The following is a 20,478-nucleotide window of genomic DNA, read 5'->3' as shown; positions in this document are numbered from 1 at the left end:
GCCTGCAGGAAGGCCAGCCGCCCGGCACGTCCGGCGCGCTGCGCACGCCACAATGGAGACAGAGGAAATGCTGATGGAGGTGAGCCATAACCAGGCAGCCGCGCACCTGTTCGCGCAGACGACGGTGTCGCTGTCTGACTTCAGCGCGTTGCTGGGCAATATCTACCAGGGACCGATGGAACAGGTGCCGTGGGGCAAGGCGCTGGAGCAGATCCGCAGGCAGCTCGACGCCAACTATGTCACGCTGATCCTGCGCTCGCCGGCCACGGACCGGCGCGGGCTCATGATCAATGCCTCGGAGCATGGCGGTTCGACCCTGCCGGGCGAGACCTCCTACAACAACTACTACTACGCGCTCGATCCCTTCATCGGCCTGCCGTCGGACCGGGTGGTGACCATCGACGAGCATCTCGGGCCGGGCGTCTGGTGCCAGAGCGAGATCTACCTGCAGTTCCTCAAGGACGTCGGCATCCGCTACATCCTGGGCGCCGACCTGCGCACCGACGACGGCGTGGAATGCCGCTTCCGTGTCTGCCGCAAGCATGAGAGCCGCGATTTCTCGGCTGCGGACAAGGCGCTGTGCACCGCGCTGCTGCCGCACCTGAAGCGCGCGGTGGACCTGCACTCGCGCCTCGACGTGGTGGAGTCGGAGCGCACCGTCTATGCCAGCGCCATCGACCGCATGCTGGTCGGCATGGTGATCCTGGACGAGACCGGCGCCATCATCAAGACCAACGCCGCGGCCGACGAAATCCTGGGCGCCAAGGACGGCATCCGGATCGCCAAGGGCGGACTGGACGTCGAATACGGCCAGGAGAACCGCAAGTTCCAGCGCCTGCTGCGCCAGGCGATGATGGGGCACCTCGGCACCGCGCCGGCGGTGATGGAGGCGATGTCGATCACGCGTCCGTCCGGCAGCGCCAGGCTGGGCGTGCTGATCCGCACCATCCCGCTCAGCGAGTGGTCGGAGGACAACCGCAAGCGCCCCGCCTGCGTGGTATTCATCCGCGATCCGGAGCGCCGCTCGCAGGCCTCGCACGATGTGGTGCGCCAGCTGTTCGACTTGACGCCGGCCGAAACGCAGCTGGCGCTGCAGCTTGCCAACGGCCTCACGCTCGACGAGGCCGCCGACGAACTGGGCATCAGCAAGAACACGGCACGCGCGCACCTGCGCGCGATCTTCTCCAAGACCGGCGTGACCCGGCAGGCCACGCTGGTGCGCATGCTGCTGAGCAGCGTGATCTCGCTGGGCTGAGGCAAGGCCTCAGGGCTTTGCGCTGAGCACCAGCGCAAAGCCCTGCGGGGTCTGCAGTACCGCGCGGGTCTCGTGCGGCCCCTGCGCCGCGGGCAGCGTCACGCTGGCCCCCGCCTCCACCAGCCGCGCGATCGCCGCGGCGATCTCTTCCCCCTCATCCACCTTGAACGCGAGCGCGGGCTGGCCAACCAGCCGTTCCTCGCCGGCCACCAGCGCCAGCGTCAGCGCGCCCGCGTCCAGCGCGCAATAGCGTTCGCCGTCGCGGAACTTCACCGCGAGTCCGAGTCCTTCCGTGAAAAACGGCAGCGCGGTGTCGATGTCCGCGACGGGATAAAGCAGCAGTCTGGATTGCATGGGTCCTGGTCCTTTCGAAGGTCAACAGCGGGCATCGTTGCCCGCGACCCATGATAGGGATGGACCATGCACTGCTCATAATCCAATCAGACGATGTTGCAACGCCTTGCGCCGCCCACACTGCGTTTCACACAGGCCGCTTCCGGCCCGAGGCGCGGCAACCGGCGGCGTCCCGGCAGCGGTCCTGAACCATCAATGCCAGGGAAGGGGACTGCAATGCGTTTTTCGCTGATCTATGAAGCACAGACCGTCGATGCCTCGCGCGCCGGCGACCACAAGGTGTTCGATGAAATCATGGAACAGGTGGTGCTGGCCGAGGACATGGGCTTCGACGTGGTCTGGGCGGTCGAGCACACCGCGCTGACCAACTACGCGCACATGAGCGCGCCGGAGACATTCCTCGCCTTTGTCGCCGGACGCACGCAGCGCATCGGCATCGGCCACGGCGTGGTGTGCCTGCCGCCGGCGATGAACCATCCGGTCAAGGTGGCCGAGCGCATCGCCACGCTCGACATCCTGTCCGGCGGCCGCGTGCACTTCGGCGTGGGCAAGGGCGGCACGCAGCAGGAAGCGGGTACGTTCGGCTATGACCTGAACAGCCTGCACCCGATGATCGACGAGTCGATGTACCTGATCCCGAAGATCATGACGCAGGACGAGATCGAGCACGACGGCGAGTTCATCAAGATCCCGCGCCGCCCGATCCATCCCAAGCCGCGCCAGGACCCGCATCCGCTGATGTACCTGGCCTGCACCAATGCCGATACGCTGCAGCGCGCCGGCGCGCGCGGCATGGGCGCACTGGTGCTCGGCTTCGGCGGCCCCGAGGATGTGGCCAGGAAGAACGAGATCTATCGCACCGCGTGGGAGACCCGCAAGGCCGAGGACCAGGTGGGCTTCCGCCCGCACCAGCACCTGGCGGCGCTGTGCCCGACCATCGTGCTGGAAGACGGCCTGGCCGCGCGCAAGATCGGCATCAAGGGCCAGCGGTATTTCATGGAGTCGCTGTCGTACTGGTATGCCGGCGGCGAGCGCCCGGATCCGGCTGCGTGGGACGACGAGCATGTCACCGCGACGGACGCGCAGGGCAAGGCTGTCATCAATACGAAGTTCGCTTCCGAGAAGGTTTCGGTGGACTTCAGCGATCCGTCGATGATGATGCTGAACCCGAACCACGCCTACGGCACGGTGGAGGATTGCATCGGCTACGTGCAGCGCCTGATCGATGCCGGCGCCGATGAAATCCTGTTTATCTGCCAGATGGGCACGGTGCCGCAATGGGCGCAGCTCGAGACTATCCGCAATATCGGCGAGCACGTGATCCCGCATTTCCGCAAGCAGGGCATGAAGCTGCGCGCGCTGGCGTGATCGCGAGAGCGTTTGATGCCTGACGGTTTGCTCCCCTCTCCCGCGTGCGGGAGAGGGGGTGGGGGTGAGGGCGGGCGGTGGCATACCACAGGCCTGACTTCGTCAGACACGCTGGCCCTCACCCCGGCCCTCTCCCGCAAGCGGGAGAGGGAGAACACAAGCGGACGTTGAAACGCCTGCAGTAGCTCAAGCCACTGCCGGTTTGCTCCCCTCTCCCGCTTGCGGGAGAGGGGCCGGGGGGAGAGGGCCGGCGGATCCACGAAGTGCAAGCTCGCCAAATCGCGAGCGAACCAGCTAGTCCCATCAGACGATGGCACCCCGCCCACCCGATGCAAACATCGACGCCAGCCACAAGACAAAGCGAAAAGGAGACCGCGGTGCCTCACGACAACAACCCCAAGGAACTGGCCGCACGCCTGGTTGCGCGCGCCGAGCAGATGATCCCCGTGCTGGCGGAACGCGCCGCGCAGGCAGAGTCCGAAGCGCGCATTCCCGCCGCAACCATTGCCGAGATGCAGGCCGCGGGCTTCTTCAAGGTGCTGCAGCCGCGCCGCTACGGTGGCTATGAACTCGACCCGCAGACCTTCTTCCGCATCCAGATGGCGCTGGCCAAAGGCTGCATGTCCACCGCCTGGGTCTACGGCGTGGTGGGCGTGCACAACTGGCAGCTCGCCCTGTTCGACGAACGCGCACAGAAGGAAGTCTGGGGCAACGACCCCGGCACGCTGATCGCCTCGACCTACATGCCGGTCGGCAAGGTCACGCCGGTCGAAGGCGGCTACCGCTTCTCCGGCCACTGGAAGTTCTCCAGCGGCAGCGAACTGTGCGACTGGATCTTCCTCGGCGGCCTGGTGCCTCCGTCGGAGCCGGGCGGCGCCTACGACTACCGCACCTTCCTGCTGCCACGCTCCGACTACAAGATCGTGCGCAACTGGGACGTGCTGGGCCTGCGCGCCACCGGCAGCCACGATATCGTCGTCGATGACGTGTTCGTCCCCGACTACCGCACCCATCGTGCAGTCGATGGCGCCATGGGCACCAGCCCGGGCCTTGCCGTCAACGACACACCGCTGTACCGCCTGCCGTTCGCGCAGATTTTCGTGCGTGCCGTGTGCACCGCGTGCATCGGCGCGCTGGAAGGCGCCCTCGACGATTTCGTCGCCTATGCCGACGGCCGCGTCAGCAGCAACGGCGGCAGCAAGACGGCGGAGGACGGTGGCGCGCAACTGGCCTGTGCCAATGCCCAGGTGGCCGTCGACGAGATGCGGACCATCCTCGAACGCAACTTCGAAGAGCTGCTCTCGGTTGCGCGCGAAGGCGGCCAGGTGCAGACGCCGCGCCGCCTGCATTTCCGCTACCAGTCGTCGCAGGTGGCCGAGCGCTGTGCGCAGCTTGCCAACAGCCTGCTGCGCTATGCCGGCGGCAACGGCATCTACCGCACCAACCCGATGGTGCGCCGCTTCCTTGACCTGCACGCGGCACGCGCCCACTACGCCAACAACCTGGACCGCTTCGGCCAGAACCTGGGCGGCGTGATGATGGGCCGTGCCAACACTGACTTCTTTATCTGAAGCCGCGCACCGGCAAGGGAACCCATCATGACCCAGAGCACAGCGCGCATGCAGGCCAGGGAGTTTGACGTGGTGGTGGTCGGCTCGGGCGCCGGCGGCATGCTGGCCGCCTGCCGCGCCGCCGACCGGGGGCTGTCGGTGGTGGTGCTGGAGAAGAGCAGCCAGTACGGCGGCACCTCGGCGGTGTCGGGCGGCGGCATCTGGATTCCGCTCAACCACCATATCGCACCGGCAGGCGGGCAGGACGACTACGCCAAGGCGCTCGAGTATGTACTCGCCTGCACCGGCGAAGACGGCGACCCGCGGCGGATCCGCGCCTATCTCGAGCAGGCGCCGCGCATGCTGCAATACCTGGAGCAGCAGGCCGGCGTGCATTACTACACGCTGCCGCGCTACGCCGACTACTTCCAGAAGCTGCCCGGCGCGATGCCCGGCTACCGCGCGCTCGACCCGATGCCGTTCGACGGCGCGCGCCTGCGCGAGGAATACGACCGGCTGCGTCCGCCGTCGCCCGGCACGCTGGTGGCCGGCCGCGTGGCCGTGACCTCCGGCGAGGCGCACGCGCTGCTGTGCCGCTCGCCCGGCTGGTTCGGCCTGGCGGTGCGCCAGTTCGCCCGCTACTGGCTCGACTTCGGCTGGCGCCGCAAGACCCGGCGCGACCGCCGCCTTACGCTCGGCAACAGCCTCGCCGGTGGCCTGCGGCGCGCGATGATGGACCGCGCGATCCCGCTGTGGCTCGACACCGCGCTGCAGGACCTTGTCATCGAGGACGGTTCGGTCCGCGGTGTGCGCGCCGTGCAGGACGGGCAGGTGGTGGAGATCCGCGCGCTGCATGGCGTGATCCTGGCCGCCGGCGGCTTCGAGCGCAGCCAGGCCATGCGCGAGCAATACCTGCCGCAGCCGACGCAGGCCAACTGGAGCGCGACGCCGCCCAACAACACCGGCGACGCGATCCGCGCCGGGCAGGCAGCAGGCGCCGGCGTCGCCCTGATGTCGCATGTATGGGGCGCGCCCACCGTGCAGGTGCGGGGCGAGGAAAAGCAGCGCGCACTGTTCATCGAGCGCGCCATGCCGGGATGCCTGGTGGTGAACGGGCAGGGCCGACGCTTCGTCAACGAGGCCGCGCCGTATTCCGAGTTCGTGCCGGCGATGTACCGCGACCACGAACAGACCGGCTGCAGCGTGCCGGCGTGGATGGTGTTCGACGCCACCTTCCGTCACAAGTACCCGTGCGGGCCGATCCTGCCGGGCTCGGTGATGCCGGACCGCAGCATCCCGGCCCACCTGTCCGGCATCCTGGTGCGCGCCGACACGCTGGCGCAGCTGGCGCAGCGGATCGGCGTGGACGCCGACGGGCTCGCCGACAGTGTTTCCCGCATGAACCGCTACGCCGCCACCGGGGTGGACGAGGAATTCGGCAAGGGCGACAACCTGTTCGATACCTACTACAGCGACCCGGCGGTGCGCCCCAACCCGTGCCTGGCGCCGATCGGCAAGGCGCCGTTCTACGCCGTGCGGCTCGATGCCGGCGATATCGGCACCAAGGGCGGGCTGGTGACCGACGCCAGCGCGCGCGTGCTGCGCGAGGACGGCAGCGTCATCGCCGGGCTGTTCGCCATCGGCAACACCAGTGCCTCGATGATGGGCACCAGCTATCCCGGCGCGGGCTCGACGCTCGGGCCCGCGATGACCTTCGGCTATATCGCTGCGGACGTGATCGCGCAGCAAGCGCGGCAGCCTGCCGCCCCGATCCCTCTCCACGCTCAAACCGCACAGGAGGCCCTATGAGCGCCAATCCCGAAACCAGCCCGACGCTGCGCGACGACATGCTGAAGGCGATGCGCCGCATGGCGCGCTCGGTGGCGGTCATCAGCTGCCGTGATGGCGAGCGCCGCTATTCGATGTCGGTGACCGCGGTCGATTCGCTGTCGGCGGATCCGCCGTCGCTGCTGATCTGCATCAACCGCAATTCGTCGATCTATCCGCCGCTCGATGCCGGCACCGATTTCTGCATCAACCTGCTGGCCGCCGACCATCGCGACATTGCGGTCGACTGCAGCGGCCGCCTCAAGGGCGAGGAACGCTTCACCAGCGGCGAGTGGGAGGACGACCTGCTCGGCGTGCCGTGCCTGCGCAACGCCCAGGCCAACCTGGTCTGCCGGCAGGACGGCCGCTTTGACTATGGCACCCACGCCGTCTTCATCGGCCGGCTGCGCGAGGTGCGGCTGGCGGGCGAGGTGTCGCCGCTGGTCTATGTCGACGGCGCCTATACGACCTCCGCGCCGCTGCGCGCGCTGTGTTCCGCCTGAATTCCGCCTGAACCCCGGAGAAGCCAGCATGCACCCCGATTCCGTCACGCCGGTCTACGCACCGCTGCGGCTCGATGACCCCGACGCGCATCCGTGGCAGGCCGCCTGTGATGCCGTGGTAGTGGGCTTCGGCGCCGCAGGTGCCTGCGCGGCGCTGGAAGCGGCGCAAGGCGGCGCGCGCGTGATCGTCGCCGAGCGCTTCGAAGGCGGCGGCGCCAGCGCCAAGAGTGGCGGGGTGGTGTATGCCGGCGGCGGCACGTCCTACCAGGCCGCCGCCGGCTACGCCGATACGCCGCAGGCAATGGCGGATTACCTGCGCCAGGAGACGGGCGGCGTCGTCAGCGAGACCACGCTGCAAGCATTCTGCGAGCGCAGCCGCGACATGCTGGCCTGGCTGGAAGGCGTGGGCGTGCGCTTTGCGGCCACCGTGCCGCCGCGCAAGACGTCGTATCCGGCGCAGCCGTATTACCTCTACTACTCCGGCAATGAAGCCGTGCCCGCGTACGCGCAGCACGCAGCGCCCGCGCCGCGCGGGCACCGCGTGAAAGGCCCCGGCATGTCCGGCCGCACGCTGTACGGCGTGCTGCGCGGCGCCGTGGAAGCCCGGCCGGAAATCACGGTCATGCGCCAGACCGCGGCGCGCCGGTTGATCCTCGACAAGGACGGCGCGGTCATCGGCATCGAGCTGTGGCAGGTGCCGCCGGGACGCCACCAGAAGCGCCACGCCCGCCTGGCGCGGCTGGCCGAGCGCCTGCACAACGCCATGCCGGGCGTCGCTGACATGCTGCGCCAGCGGCTGCTGCAGCTCGAGCTGCGCCATGCGCAACCGGTGGCGGTGCGTACCGGCGCAGTCGTGCTGGCCACCGGCGGCTTTATCTTCAACCGCGCCATGGTGGCGCGCCACGCCGGCAAGTACCTGCAGAACTGGCGCCTCGGCGCGACCGGGTGCGATGGCAGCGGCATCCGGCTCGGCGAATCGGCGGGTGCGGCCGCGCGGCACCTGGAGCGCGTGTCGGCCTGGCGCTTTATCAATCCGCCGTTCGACTGGGGGCGCGGCTGCGTGGTCGACGGGCAGGGCGCGCGCATCGGCAACGAGGAAACCTATGGGGCCACACTGGGCCACGCCATCTGCGAACGGCATGGCGGGCGCGCCTGGCTGATCCTGAACCGCGCGCTGGCGCGCGCCGCGCTGCGTGAATGCCTAGGCGGCCGCCTGTGGGCTTTCCAGGCCTTGCCCGCGGCAATGCTGTTGCTCGCCGGCGCCACGCGTGCGTCGAGCATCGAGGCCCTGGCCGGCAAGCTGGGCATGCCGCGCGCCGCGCTGCGCGCCACCATCGACGCCTATAGCGCCGCTGCCCGCGGAGAGATTCCCGACCCGGCCGGCAAGTCCGCGCCGATGTGCGCCTCGCTGGAAACCGGGCCATGGCTCGCGCTCGACATCTCGGCCAACTCCCGCGTCTTTCCCTGTCCGGCGATCACGCTCGGCGGGCTGTCGGTGGAAGAGTCCAGCGGCCGGGTGCTGGCAGCGGCCGATGGCGCGCCCATCGCGGGCCTCTACGCCGTGGGCCGGACCGCGGTGGGCATCGCCTCCAACCATTACGTAAGCGGCCTGTCGCTTGCCGACTGCATCTGGTCGGGGCGCAATGCCGGCCGCCACCTGACACAACAGCCTGCCGGCGAGCGGCAGGCGCACACCAACGAGGAGATTTCCCATGAGCCGACGTACTGAAGGCAAGATCGCGATCGTCACCGGGGCCGCCAGCGGCGTCGGCAAGGAAGACGCCCTGCTGCTGGCCCGCGAAGGCGCGCGCGTGGTGCTGACCGACCGCAACGAGGAAGCGGGCCACGCGCTGGCGCGAGAGATCGGCGAGACCGCGCTGTTCGTGCCGCACGACATCGCCAGCGAAGCCGGCTGGCAGCAGGTGATGGCGCGCACCGAACAGCGCTTCGGCGCGCCCAGCGTGCTGGTCAACAACGCCGCCATCCTGATGCTGGGATCGGTCGAGGATGCCACGCTGGAGCAATGGCAGCGCGTGATGCGCATCAACGCCGACGGCTACTTCCTCGGCTGCAAGTACGGCGTGGCCGCGATGAAGGCGGGTGGCGGCAGCATCGTCAATATGTCGTCGGTGGCCGCACTGGGCGGCATGGGCGCGTTCTGCGCCTACAGCGCCAGCAAGGGCGCGGTGGCGGCGCTGACGCGCGCCGTTGCAGGGCATTGCAAGCAGAGCGGCTACCGCATCCGCTGCAACTCGATCCATCCCGACGGCATCCTCACGCCGATGACCGCTGCCTTCCTGCCGGGCGGCGCCGCGGCCCTGCCGGAGGAGGTAGGCGGCGCCGAGCCGATGCAGCGCATGTGCCATCCGCGCGACGTGGCCAACCTGGTGCTGTTCCTGGCATCGGACGAATCGCGCTTCATCAACGGCACGGAACTGCGCATCGATAACGCGCAGACCATCATGGGCGTGGCCTGACGCCACCCTCGGCGAGAGAAGGAAATCATGGCGCCAGTGCAATTCCATCGGCTGCAGATCGCCGAAGTCATCACGGAAACGGAGCAGGCGCATTCGCTGGTCTTCGCGCTGCCCGACGGCTTGCGCGATGCCTTTGCCTACCGTCCCGGCCAGTTCCTGACGCTGCGCGTGCCCGTCGACGGCGTGCCGCTGCAGCGCTGCTATTCGCTGTCGAGCACGCCCGAGGTCGACAACGCCTTGCGCGTGACGATCAAGCGGGTGCAAAGCGGGCGCGTCTCCAACTGGATCTGCGACCACCTTGGCGCGGGCGATACGGTCGAGGTGATGCCGCCGGCCGGCGTGTTCACCCCGCCTACGCTGCACGGCGATTTCCTGCTGCTGGCCGGCGGCAGCGGCATCACCCCGGTGCTGTCGATCGCCAAGGCGGCGCTGCGCCACGGGCGCGGCGCGGTGACGCTGGTCTATGCCAACCGCGACGAGCGCTCCATCATCTTCCGCGAGGCGCTCGGCGAACTGGCGAACAGGCACCCGGGCCGGCTACGCGTGATCCATTGGCTGGACAGCGTGCAGGGGCCGCCGACGCAGCGCCAGATCGAGGAACTGGTGCGGCCGTGGAGCCTGGCCGAGTGCTTTGTCTGCGGGCCGGGTCCGTTCATGGATGCGGCGCAGGCGGCGCTGCAGCAGCTGGGCGTGCCGCGCGGCAAGCTGCATGTGGAGCGCTTCGTGTCGCTGCCGGATGTACCGGCGGCCAAGCCACCTGCAGCGCCTGCAGCGCCCGTCCCGGCCGAACCGGCAGCCATGCGCGGCGCGGCGCTGACCGTGCAGCTCGACGGCGCAAGCCACCAGCTCAACGTCGCGCCCGACGAGACCGTGCTGGATGCGCTGCAGCGCGCCGGCGTGGCCGCCCCGAATTCCTGCCGCGCGGGCCTGTGCGGCGCCTGCATGTGCCAGGTGACGCAGGGCGACGTGACGCTCGGCGAAAACCATGTGCTCGACCGCGCCGACCTGGATGCGGGCTGGACGCTGGCCTGCCAGGCGCGCCCCGCGAGCGACGAACTCCACCTGAAGTTCCCGGACTGACATGACCCCATCTGACACCATCGACGACATTGCGGTGCTGGCCGGCCAGGACGCCCAGGGCGCCCAGGATACCGCCAGCCAAGAGGATATCGCCGCGACCATTCCCGAGCTGGTGCGGGGCGCGGCGCTGCGCCACGGCGAGCGCATCGCCATCCAGGAGGACGGGCTGCGCCTGAGCTACGCCGCGCTGGATGCCTGCCGGGCCCAGGCGGGCCGCGCGCTGATGGCGCTCGGCGTGCAGCCGGGCGACCGCGTTGCGGTATGGGCGCCGAACTTCTCCGAGTGGATCATCGCGGCGCTGGCCACGCACAGCGTGGGCGCCGCGCTGGTGCCGCTCAATACGCGCATGAAGGGCGCCGAGGCCGGCGCCGTGCTGGCCGACAGCGGCGCGCGGCTGCTGTTCTGCGTCGACGACTTCCTCGGCGAAAGCTATCCGCAGATGCTGGCGCCGCACCGCCCCGCCACACTGGAGCGGCTGGTGATCCTGCGGCCCGGGCAGGGCAGGGCGCTGGCCGACGGCGAGCTGGCGTGGGACGGTTTCCTTGAGCTGGCGCAGCAGGTGGACATGGCGGCGTTCGGGCAGCGCGAGGCCGGCGTGTGCGGCGACACGCCGATGGACATCATGTTCACCTCGGGCACCACCGGGCGCCCCAAGGGCGTGATGACCGCGCACGCGCAGAACCTGCGTGCCATCGACGGCTGGGCCGCAATCACGGGCGTGCGCGCCGGGGACCGCTACCTGATCGTCAATCCCTTCTTCCATACCTTCGGCTACAAGGCGGGATGGCTTGCCGCGCTGTCGCGCGGGGCCACGGTGCTGCCGCACCTGGTGTTCGACGCCGACGCCGTGATGACGCGCGTGGAGAACGAACGCATCACGGTGCTGCCGGGGCCGCCGACGCTCTACCAGACGCTGCTCAACGCGCCACGGCTGCGCGAGTTCGACCTGTCGTCGCTGCGGATTGCGGTGACCGGCGCCTCGGCCATCGCGCCGGTGCTGATCGAACGCATGCGCGATGAGCTGGGCTTCGACACCGTGATCACCGGCTATGGCCTGACTGAGTCGTGCGGCTTTGCCACGCTGACCCGCGCCGGCGACGATGCCGAAACGGTGGCCGGCACCTCGGGCCGCGCCATGCCGGGGGTCGAGCTGCGCTGCGTCGATGCGCAGGGGCAGCCGGCCGCGACCGGCGAGCCGGGCGAGGTATTGGTGCGCGGCTACAACGTGATGCAAGGCTACTTTGGCCTGGCCGATGCGACGGCGGAAGCCATCGACGCCGACGGCTGGCTGCATACCGGCGATGTCGGCACGCTCGATGCGCGCGGCTACCTGCGCATTACGGACCGCATCAAGGACATGTTTATCGTCGGCGGATTCAACTGCTACCCGGCGGAGGTCGAGAAGCTGCTGACCGCGCATCCCGCCGTGGCCCAGGTGGCGGTAGTGGGCATGCCGCACGAGCGGCTGGGCGAGGTCGGGCGCGCCTACGTGGTGCTGCGCCATGGCGCACGGCTGGATGCGGAAACCCTGATCGCCTGGGCGCGCCGGCAGATGGCCAACTACAAGGTGCCGCGCGACGTGCAGTTCGTGGCGTCGCTGCCCGTCAGCGCGGCGGGCAAGGTGCTGAAGTACCAGCTGCGTGAAGCCTGACCAACGGGGATCGAACATGACCGATATTGCCGACATCGCCGACCGCCTTGCGCGCCTGGAAGCCGCCGATGCGATCCGTGCGCTCAAGCTGCGCTACCTGCGGGCGTGCGACGACAAGGATCCTGAAGCCATGCGGGCCTGCTTCGTGCCGGACAACGCGCATATCCACTATGACCGCATCGGCAGCTTTCCTGGGCGTGATGCGCTGGTGCAGTGTTTTGCGGAGCTGGCTTGCCGGCCTACGCTGCGCGAGATGCATTTTGCGGGGCAGGCGGATATCCAGGTGCTGGATGAGGAGTCGGCGCAGGGTAGCTGGGAGCTGGCGTACCTGGCGCTGGACGATGCCAATGGTTCGCGGACGTTCCTGACCGGGCGCTATGCGGACGAGTATGTGCGGGTCGACGGGGCGTGGTTGATCCGGTCGACGGTGTTTACGACGGGGTTGCTGTCGCAGGGCGGATAGAACCGTGCTTGTCTGCTCTCCTCTCCCACTTGCGGGAGAGGGGCCGGGGGTGAGGGCAGGCGCATGGCAAGCACGACGCGATGTCACTTCGTGGATGCTCCCGCCCTCACCCCCACCCCTCTCCCACTACGCGGGAGAGGGGAGCGTATGCGTGGGGTGGCGGTTGATCCGGTCGACCGAGTTTACGACGGGGTTGTCGCAGGACGGATAAAACCGCGCTTGTCTGCTCCCCTCTCCCGCTTGCGGGAGAGGGGCCGGGGGTGAGGGCAGGCGTGTGGCAAGCACGATACGGTGTCACTTCGTGGATGCTCCGGCCCTCACCCCCACCCCTCTCCCACTACGCGGGAAAGGGGAGCGTATGCGTGGGGTGGCGGTTGATCCGGTCGACCGAGTTTGCGACGGGGTTGTCGCAGGACGGATAAAACCGCGCTTGTTTGCTCCCCTCTCCCGCTTGCGGGAGAGGGGCCGGGGGAGAGGGCAGACGCATGGCAAGCACGACGCGATGTCACTTCGTGGATGCTCCGGCCCTCACCCCCACCCCTCTCCCACTGCGCGGGAGAGGGGAGCGTATGCGTGAGGCGGTGGCTAGCCCGATTGCCTTACTCCACAATCGCCGGATGCACCGCCGGCGGGCCACCAAGCACTTCCCGGTACGACGGCGGCTGCACGCCCTCCGCATCGACAATCCCATACTCCAGCGCCGCCTCCGCCGCGATCAGCACCTGGCCAGATTTCTCCATCAGCCCGGGATCGCGATACAGCGCTTCAATGACTTTCCCGGTAAATTCCGGGGTCTCCGCCACGGGCGCGAACGACGCGTACTTGTCGGGATGCTGTTCCCACACGCGCTGCGTGCGCGCGGTGCGCAACGGCCCCATCCACACCGAGACCGCCGCCACGCCATGCGGCCGCAGGTCCACCGCCATGTCATGCGCGAACTTGTCGATCCCGGCCTTCTGCGCCCCGTAAGCCGGCCCATGCATATAGCAGTTGGCGCCGAATGACGATGTAAACACGATCAGCCCGCGCCCGCGCGCCGCCATCATCGGCGCCGCGTGCCAGCTGGCGACGTAGCCGGAGCGCAGGCCTACGTCCAGGATCCCGGTCATCTCCAGCGGCTTCTGCCAGAAGGGCCCGGGCACGATGAGCTCATCGTGCAGGAAGGTGGCGTTGTTGACCAGGATATCGATCCGCCCCGCCTCCTCGCGCACCTGCGCGAACAGCCGCGCTACCTGCGCATCGTCGCGATGGTCGCACGCGACCGCGATGCCGCGCCCGCCCAGCGCATCGATCTCGCGCGCCGTGGCGTGGATGGTGCCGGGCAGCGGGGCGCTGCCTTCCCGCTCGGTGCGCCCGGTCACATACACCGTCGCGCCAGCCGCGCCGAGCGCCAGCGCGATGCCCTTGCCGGCGCCGCGAGAGCCGCCCGTAACGACCGCGACGATGGCCTGTTCCGACTGCTTCATGTCTGTCTCCTGTGTCAGTGAAGTGCGGGCCGCCGTCGGGGGCGCCCGCGCTCGTCGAAGCTTGGGGCGGGCGTCGCCCCGGTACATCCTTCGTTCGGACTAAACGGCACCACGGGCGGCTACTCCAGGCGGACGATGGCCCCAGGCGCGGCAGGACTGACGATGTCTGCCATCCCAACGACCGGCGCGCCGCATTGGCGTCGCCACCGGTCCTAACCAAGGAGTGAGCCTGGCCATGTCCGAACTGGAGTCCAAGCAAGCCATCCACGCGCTGACCTGCCGCTATGCGCAGGCAGTGGACCGGCGCGATTTTTCAACCCTCGCGGCGCTGTTCACGCCGGATGCGCGGCTGAGCGGGCCGGGCTTCCACATGGACGGCCCGCAAGCCATTGCCAAGGGCATGGCGGCGCTCGGCCAGTACCGCGCCACGCAGCACCATGTGCACCAGCAGCTGGTGGAAATCCATGGCGATACGGCGACCGGCGAAACCTATTGCGTGGCCAACCACCTGTATGAGCAGGACGGCGTGCAGCGCAAGCTGGACTGGGGCATCCGCTATCAGGACCGCTTCGAGTGGTTGCAGGGCACGTGGCGCATCGCAGCGCGCGAGCTGGTGGTGGACTGGGCGCAGGATCTGCCGCTGCGGGAGGCATGATGACGACCAATCGCGTACTGGAAGGCAAGACCGCCCTCGTCACCGGCGGCGCCGGTGGCATCGGCGCGGCCAGCGCGCTGGCGCTGCTGCGCGACGGCGCGGCGGTGGTGCTGATGGGCCGGCGCCGCGAAGCACTGGAAGCGGCACGGCGCGACCTGCTTGCGCAAGTGCCCGGCGGCACGGTTGCCATCAACGTCGGCGACGCTTGCCGCGAGGCCGATGTGCAGGCCGCGCTGCGGCAGGCCTGGGATCTGGAGCGCCGCCTCGATATCGTGGTGGCGACTGTCGGCGGCGGTGGCTTCCGTCCCATGCTGATGCATGACACGGCGTCTCTGATGGCGGAGCTGGAACTGAATATCGCCAGCGCCTTCCTGGCGATCCGTCACGCCTCGCCGCTGATGGCGCCGCAAGGCGGCGCCATTGTCTGCATCTCTTCGAACGCGGCACGCATGACCTGCCGCTGGCTGTCGGCGTACTGCGCCGCCAAGGCGGGCCTGGAAGCATTCGTGCGCGCCGCCGCGGAGGAACTGGCCGGATGCGGCATTCGCGTCAATGCGGTGCGGCCCGGCCTGACCCGTTCCGGCGCGACCGGGCCGATGTTCGACAACCCGGCCATGCTCGACAAGTTCGTCGCGCAGATGCCGCTGGGCCGCGCCGGCGAGCCGGAGGACATCGCCAGCGCGGTGCGCTACCTGGCCGGGCCGGAATCGGGCTGGGTCACCGGGCAGAGCATCGCCGTCGATGGCGGCAGCGAGCTGCGCGGCAATCCCATCCTCGACGAAACCGTGGCGGCGGTGTATGGCGAAGCCGCGCTGCACGCGGTGCTGGCCGGCAGGATTCCCGACGCCGCCTGAAACGGACCATCCAAGGAGAGCAACGATGAATCAGGTCAAGGGCAAGGTCGCGCTGGTCACCGGCGCGGCCAGCGGGGTAGGGCGTGCCGATGCGCTGCTGCTGGCGGCGCAAGGCGCGCGCGTGGTGCTCAGTGACGTCAACGAGGAGGCCGGGCAGGCGCTCGCGCGCGAGATCGGCGATGCGGCATTGTTCGTACGCCACGATATCGCCAGTGAAGAAGACTGGCGCAAGGCCATGGCCGCCACGCAGGACCGCTTCGGGCGGCTCGACGTGCTGGTCAACAACGCGGCCATCTGCCCGGCGGGATCGATCGAGGAAACCTCGCTCGACACCTGGCGGCAGGTCATGCGCGTCAATGCCGACGGCTACTTCCTCGGCTGCAAGTTCGGCGTGCAGGCGATGAAGGGCAATCCGGCCGGCGGCTCGATCGTGGTGATGTCGTCGGTGGCGGCGCTGGGCGGGCTGCCGATGATGTGCGCGTATAGCGGCGCGAAAGGTGCCGTGACCGCGCTCGCGCGCAGCGTGGCCGTGCACTGCAAGCGCAACGGCTACCGCATCCGCTGCAATTCGATCCATCCCGACGGCATCTGGACGCCGATGACGCAGGCGCTGATGCCAAACCTTGACGCGGTTGCGCTGGGCATCGGCACGGACCCGATGGCACGCATGTGCCAGCCGGAGGACGTGGCCAACCTGGTGCTGTTCCTGGCTTCGGACGCGTCGCGCTTCATCAATGGCGCGGAATTGCGCATCGATAACGCGCAGCTTATCTCGGGTCTGTAGGACCGGCTGCGGCGGCCTGCTTGCGCGGGCCGCCGCGGTCCGTCTTTGCGCCCTAGCTGTACTGCGCCACGATCTCGCTCACCGTGCGCAGGATGTCACGGCGGCGGTAGCCGAGCAGGGCGGCCTCGGCCGCGTCCGGCTCGTAATAGAGCGTGTTGCCCCGGCCGAAGCAGATCGCGGAGTCAGGCAGCAAGGGGTGCTCCTGGTCGATGACCGGCGGTACCGGGCGGCCGGCATCGCGGAAGAACGCGCCGAAGTAGTCCTGGAAGGTCAGGTTCTCGTCGCCCACGAGGTAGGCCTTGCCGTTCTCGCCGCGCAGCAAGGCACCTTCGATCGCTTCCGACAGCGACATGGCCGAGATGAAATTGACGCCGCCCGGCGGCGCGAAGTCCGGCATCGGCGCAAAGCCGCCCCTGGCGTAGTCGGTATAGGCCTTGAACATCGGCACAATCAGGCCCGGCACCGTGCCCACGACGAACGGGGCGTTGACGCTGCTGACGCGGAAGGTGTCCGTGGCCAGTGCCCGCACGCCTTCGTCGGCCAGCTTGCGCGAGCGGATATAGGCGTTGTCCTCGGCCAGCCGCGGCGCCGCCTGCGGATAGAAGCTGCCGACATGCACGGCAACCCGGATGCCGGCATCGCGCGCTGCGCGGAAGAAGTGCGGCACGCCTTCGACGTTGGCGCGCTCCCAGTGCGCCGCTTCGTCGCCGCCAGGCGGGACGTGCCGCACATCGTTGCCGGCGGCGAAAACCAGCGCATCGAAGGCAGCCAGCTGCGCCGCAGGCAGGTCGTTGGCGATGTAGTCGCAGCGCAGGAAGTCCAGCCCGCCCAGCGGCGTGCCTGGGGCGGGGCGGTTGCGGCCCGCGATGGCGACCTCGTGCCCGCGGCTGCGCAGGTGCAGGGCAGCGTGGCCCCCGATCATGCCGTTGCCGCCGACGATCAGTATCTTCATGCTTGTCTCCTTGGTTGGGTGGTGTGGCCGCGTGGCGCGTCCATCAGAGGTTCATGCCGTTGCCGACGATGACCGGCATGTTGGTCCACGCGCCCCTGGGGTCGCGGTACCAGCCGGCGGCGGCCAGGGCGCCGCCGTTGACATGCAGGGCCGTGCCGGTGATCCAGGCAGCGCGCGGGCTGGCCAGGAACAGGATGCCGTCGGCGATGTCCCGTGGTGTGCCAAAGCGGCCCAGCGGGATCCAGCTCGGGATATGGCTCTGGTGCTCCGCGGCAACCATCTGCGACACCGGGACCTGCGGGGTTTCGGTGGTTTCGGGGGCGATCAGGTTGACGCGGATGCGCGCCGGTGCCAGCTCCAGCGCCAGGCTCTGGGTGAAGCCGGTGATGGCGGCCTTGAAGGCGCCATAAACGCTGCAGTACGGAATGCCGCGGAAGGCCTCGATCGACGACACGCTGACGATGCTGCCGGCCTCGCTGCGCCGTAGCAGTGGCAGCATGGCGCGCGTCACGGTGAAGACGTGGCCGAGGTTTGCGGCGTAGAGGCTGGCGATCTCGTCGTCGGTATAGTGCTCGAACGGCTTGGCGATGCGCAGGAAGTCGCCGACGTTGTTGACCAGCACGTCGAGCCGCCCGAACCTCTGTTCGATCTGAGCGGTCAGTTCGCGTACGGTGCTGGCGTCGGCGGCGTCTCCCTGCACCACCAGCACGTCGGCGCCGGCCCTGCCCAGCAAATCGTTGGCATAGTCGGCGCGCTGCGCGTCGATCTCGATGATCGCCACGCGCGCGCCCTGGTCCAGAAAGGCCTGCGCGGTGGCGAGCCCAATGCCGGCGCCGCCTCCGGTGACCAGCACGGTCTTGTCGGTGAAATCCATCTCGGTTGCTCTCCTTCGGTTGCACTGCGGGGATGCGCGCATTTGATCCGCGGCGCGCGGGGCGAACATCGTCCGATTGCAGGTCAGGGAAAACACCGAGGGCCGCGTATTGGCCGTCAACGGGCAGGCAGCGTCCCTATAATCTGCGCTGCCCCCAGGCGCCGCAGAGCGCCGGCAGGCACACACGCGGTGTGGAATCAGGAGATAAAATATGTTGATGGCGACCGTTGGGGCGCAGGAAATGGCGTCGCCTTTGCTTGCGCAGTCAGGCCTGGGCGTCGCGCAGTTCAGCGCGCTGCTGGCCGCGGTCTATGAAGGGCCGATGGAACCCGTGCCCTGGGGCCACGCGCTCGAAATGCTGCGCAAGCAGCTCGATGCCAGCTATGTGAGCTTTATCCTGCGCTCGCCCGCCAGCGACCGCAGCGGCCTGGCGGTGCATGCTTCGGCGCACGGCACCTCGCTGGAGGCCGAGGCTTCCTACAACAGCTACTACTACGCGATCGATCCCTTTATCAACCTGCCCACCGACCGGGCGGTCACGGTCGACGAAGCGCTGGGCGCCGGCAACTGGTGCCGCAGCGAGATCTACCGCCAGTTCCTGCAGCCGCTCGGCATCCGCTACCTGCTGGGCGCGGACATCCGTACCGAGGATGGTGTCGAGTGCCGCCTGCGCATCTGCCGCCAGGACGACGCGCAGGATTTCTCCGAGGTGGGCAAGGCAACCTGCGGCGCCATCCTGCCGCACCTGAAGCGCGCGATCCGGCTGCATTCGCGGCTGGATGTGGTCGAATCCGAGCGCTCGCTCTATGCGGGTGCGATCGACCGCATGCTGGTGGGCATGGTGATCCTCGACGCCGCCGGCACGATCCTCAAGAAGAATCCGGAGGCCGACGAGATCCTGGCGGAGAACGACGGCATCCGCCTCAACGGGAACAACTTCGAGATCGCCTACGCACAGGAAAGCCGCAAGTTCCAGTACCTGCTGCGCCGCGCGCAGCTGGGACACCACGGCAGCGAGCCGGCGCTGGCGGAAGCCATGTCGATCACCCGCCCGTCGGGGCGCGGCAAGCTCGGCGTGCTGATCCGCACCATTCCGCTCAGCGAATGGTCGGAAGAGAACCGGCATCGGCCCGCTTGCGCGGTCTTTATCCGCGATCCCGAGCGCAAGTCGCGCGCCTCGCACGAGGTCGTGCGCAAGCTGTTCGACCTCACCCCCGCCGAAACCGCGCTGGCGCTGGTGCTTGCCGACGGCATGACGCTCGACGAAGCCGCCGAGGCCCTGGGCACCAGCAAGAACACGGCACGCGCCCACCTGCGCTCGATCTTTTCCAAGACCGGGGTCACGCGGCAGGCCACGCTGGTGCGCATGCTGCTGAGCAGTGTCGTCACGCTCGGCTGAGCGCCATCGCGCCGTACATCACCGTTCACGCGCCTAGTCCGGTTGGAGGATGAGCGTTCCCATCCACGCGCCTAGCATGCACAGGACCAGCGGGCGCGGCACCCGGATGGCGGTTCCGCGCACGCATCAACCTGTCCGGCCACGGCCGGCACCTGTACCAGGGAGCGTGGAGCATGGAGAAAGTCATCTATATCGTCTGGCGCGATTCGCGTACCGAGCCGGCAGAGTTCGCCCGCCGTTTGCGCACGACGCTTGCGGACAAGCTGCTGGCGCTGGGCGCGCGCGGATTGCAGGTCAACGTGGCGGATGACGCCGTGCTGCCTGCCGCGGGGCTGCGCCAGGTAAACACCCGCCCGCAGATGGAAGGGCTGGTGTCGGTCTGGATGGACAGCGCCGTCGACCGCCTGCGCCAGCCGTTCGACCAGGCGGTCGAGGCAGCGGTCGGCCGCATGGCGGGCTACCTCGTCACGGAGTCCCAGCCGATCCGCAATACGCGTTTCCCGGCGGCGCCGGGCGAGCGCACCCCCGGCTTCGCGCAACTGGCCTTCCTGACGCGGCCGCCCCGGCTCACGCCGCAGGCGTGGCTGGACACCTGGCACAACCACCACACGCAGGTGGCGGTCGAGACCCAGGACAACTTCCTCTATGTGCAGAACGTGGTGGTGCGGCCGCTCACCTACGCCGCGCCGCCTTACGACGCGATCGTCGAGGAATGCTTCCCCGACGCCGCAATGACCGATCCGCAGGCGTTTTTCGACGCCGTCGGCGATGAAGAGAAGTTCCAGCGCAACCTGCAGGCCATGATGGCAAGCTGCCAGCGCTTTATCGACTTCGACAGGATCGACGTGGTGCCGACCAGCCAGTACATCGTCAGTCCCGCCACCGCCTGAGTCCGGACCCGGATCGGCTAGTCCCACTGGACGATGTGCCGGGTGGCAGCGCACGGAAGAATAGGTCTCATCAGCC

At 68.7% G+C, this 20,478-nt stretch carries 19 protein-coding genes; 15 read left to right on the top strand and 4 right to left on the bottom strand.

The window, feature by feature from the left end; translation table 11 throughout:
* The first annotated feature begins 67 nt into the window (after window positions 1–67).
* A complete protein-coding gene (locus VSR71_RS24105) occupies window positions 68–1,255 on the top strand; it encodes a helix-turn-helix transcriptional regulator (RefSeq protein WP_342916316.1) in 1,188 nt (395 codons plus the stop codon).
* A gap of 9 nt (window positions 1,256–1,264) precedes the next feature.
* On the opposite strand, the gene VSR71_RS24100 is transcribed toward VSR71_RS24105, so the two are convergent.
* The gene (locus tag VSR71_RS24100) at window positions 1,265–1,609 is read right to left on the bottom strand and encodes a VOC family protein (protein ID WP_209775380.1); all 345 of its coding nucleotides are present in this window, start codon (window positions 1,607–1,609) and stop codon (window positions 1,265–1,267) included.
* Window positions 1,610–1,825: 216 nt separating this feature from the next.
* Here VSR71_RS24100 and VSR71_RS24095 point away from each other — a divergent pair, with 216 nt between their 5' ends.
* The 9 genes from VSR71_RS24095 to VSR71_RS24055 all read left to right on the top strand — a co-directional run bounded on the left by VSR71_RS24095 (window position 1,826) and on the right by VSR71_RS24055 (window position 12,528).
* A complete protein-coding gene (locus tag VSR71_RS24095; RefSeq protein ID WP_342916315.1) occupies window positions 1,826–2,977 on the top strand; it encodes an LLM class flavin-dependent oxidoreductase in 1,152 nt (383 codons plus the stop codon).
* 377 nt (window positions 2,978–3,354) lie between these two features.
* Complete coding sequence (locus tag VSR71_RS24090) at window positions 3,355–4,548, top strand: flavin-dependent monooxygenase (protein ID WP_342916314.1); 1,194 nt, start codon at window positions 3,355–3,357, stop codon at window positions 4,546–4,548.
* 27 nt (window positions 4,549–4,575) lie between these two features.
* The gene (locus tag VSR71_RS24085) at window positions 4,576–6,336 is read left to right on the top strand and encodes an FAD-dependent oxidoreductase (RefSeq protein WP_342916313.1); all 1,761 of its coding nucleotides are present in this window, start codon (window positions 4,576–4,578) and stop codon (window positions 6,334–6,336) included.
* On the top strand, window positions 6,333–6,857 hold the full coding sequence (locus VSR71_RS24080; protein ID WP_342916312.1) for a flavin reductase family protein: 525 nt from the start codon (window positions 6,333–6,335) through the stop codon (window positions 6,855–6,857). Before VSR71_RS24085 ends, VSR71_RS24080 begins: the two co-directional genes overlap by 4 nt.
* A gap of 28 nt (window positions 6,858–6,885) precedes the next feature.
* Window positions 6,886–8,586, top strand: a complete 1,701-nt coding sequence (locus VSR71_RS24075; protein WP_342916311.1) for an FAD-binding protein — start codon at window positions 6,886–6,888, stop codon at window positions 8,584–8,586.
* Entirely contained in the window at window positions 8,570–9,334 is a 765-nt protein-coding gene (locus tag VSR71_RS24070) for an SDR family oxidoreductase (RefSeq protein WP_342916310.1), read from the top strand. Before VSR71_RS24075 ends, VSR71_RS24070 begins: the two co-directional genes overlap by 17 nt.
* Before the next feature lie 27 nt (window positions 9,335–9,361).
* The gene (locus tag VSR71_RS24065) at window positions 9,362–10,414 is read left to right on the top strand and encodes a ferredoxin--NADP reductase (RefSeq protein WP_342916309.1); all 1,053 of its coding nucleotides are present in this window, start codon (window positions 9,362–9,364) and stop codon (window positions 10,412–10,414) included.
* A gap of 1 nt (window position 10,415) precedes the next feature.
* Window positions 10,416–12,065: a FadD3 family acyl-CoA ligase gene (locus VSR71_RS24060; RefSeq protein WP_342916308.1), complete on the top strand. Its 1,650-nt coding sequence runs from the start codon at window positions 10,416–10,418 to the stop codon at window positions 12,063–12,065.
* A 16-nt stretch (window positions 12,066–12,081) separates the two neighbouring features.
* Window positions 12,082–12,528 carry a nuclear transport factor 2 family protein gene (locus VSR71_RS24055; RefSeq protein WP_342916307.1) on the top strand — a complete coding sequence of 149 codons (447 nt, stop codon included), beginning with the start codon at window positions 12,082–12,084 and terminating at the stop codon, window positions 12,526–12,528.
* A 599-nt stretch (window positions 12,529–13,127) separates the two neighbouring features.
* Here VSR71_RS24055 and VSR71_RS24050 read toward each other — a convergent pair.
* Window positions 13,128–13,994 carry an SDR family NAD(P)-dependent oxidoreductase gene (locus VSR71_RS24050; RefSeq protein ID WP_342916306.1) on the bottom strand — a complete coding sequence of 289 codons (867 nt, stop codon included), beginning with the start codon at window positions 13,992–13,994 and terminating at the stop codon, window positions 13,128–13,130.
* Between the two features lie 235 nt (window positions 13,995–14,229).
* On the opposite strand from VSR71_RS24050, the gene VSR71_RS24045 reads away from it, so the two are divergent.
* The 3 genes from VSR71_RS24045 to VSR71_RS24035 are packed head-to-tail and all read left to right on the top strand — an operon-like array spanning window position 14,230 to window position 16,287.
* Window positions 14,230–14,649, top strand: coding sequence for a nuclear transport factor 2 family protein (locus tag VSR71_RS24045; protein WP_342916305.1), 420 nt, complete (start codon window positions 14,230–14,232; stop codon window positions 14,647–14,649).
* Complete coding sequence (locus VSR71_RS24040) at window positions 14,646–15,503, top strand: SDR family NAD(P)-dependent oxidoreductase (protein ID WP_342916304.1); 858 nt, start codon at window positions 14,646–14,648, stop codon at window positions 15,501–15,503. Before VSR71_RS24045 ends, VSR71_RS24040 begins: the two co-directional genes overlap by 4 nt.
* 25 nt (window positions 15,504–15,528) lie before the next feature.
* On the top strand, window positions 15,529–16,287 hold the full coding sequence (locus VSR71_RS24035) for an SDR family oxidoreductase (RefSeq protein WP_342916303.1): 759 nt from the start codon (window positions 15,529–15,531) through the stop codon (window positions 16,285–16,287).
* A 52-nt stretch (window positions 16,288–16,339) separates the two neighbouring features.
* Here VSR71_RS24035 and VSR71_RS24030 read toward each other — a convergent pair whose 3' ends face one another.
* Window positions 16,340–17,239 (bottom strand): NAD-dependent epimerase/dehydratase family protein, encoded by a 900-nt coding sequence (locus VSR71_RS24030; RefSeq protein ID WP_342916302.1) that lies wholly within the window; start codon window positions 17,237–17,239, stop codon window positions 16,340–16,342.
* A gap of 43 nt (window positions 17,240–17,282) precedes the next feature.
* On the bottom strand, window positions 17,283–18,113 hold the full coding sequence (locus VSR71_RS24025; protein WP_342916301.1) for an SDR family NAD(P)-dependent oxidoreductase: 831 nt from the start codon (window positions 18,111–18,113) through the stop codon (window positions 17,283–17,285).
* A gap of 211 nt (window positions 18,114–18,324) precedes the next feature.
* On the opposite strand from VSR71_RS24025, the gene VSR71_RS24020 reads away from it, so the two are divergent.
* Both VSR71_RS24020 and VSR71_RS24015 read left to right on the top strand, forming a co-directional pair.
* Window positions 18,325–19,512: a helix-turn-helix transcriptional regulator gene (locus VSR71_RS24020; protein WP_342916300.1), complete on the top strand. Its 1,188-nt coding sequence runs from the start codon at window positions 18,325–18,327 to the stop codon at window positions 19,510–19,512.
* Window positions 19,513–19,685: 173 nt separating this feature from the next.
* Window positions 19,686–20,402, top strand: a complete 717-nt coding sequence (locus VSR71_RS24015) for an EthD domain-containing protein (RefSeq protein WP_342916299.1) — start codon at window positions 19,686–19,688, stop codon at window positions 20,400–20,402.
* Window positions 20,403–20,478: the final 76 nt, after the last annotated feature.

Source organism: Cupriavidus oxalaticus (assembly GCF_038900635.1).
GTDB lineage: Bacteria > Pseudomonadota > Gammaproteobacteria > Burkholderiales > Burkholderiaceae > Cupriavidus > Cupriavidus oxalaticus_B.
The sequence above is the reverse complement of the archived record's forward strand: the minus strand, read 5'-3'. Positions and strand labels throughout refer to the sequence as shown.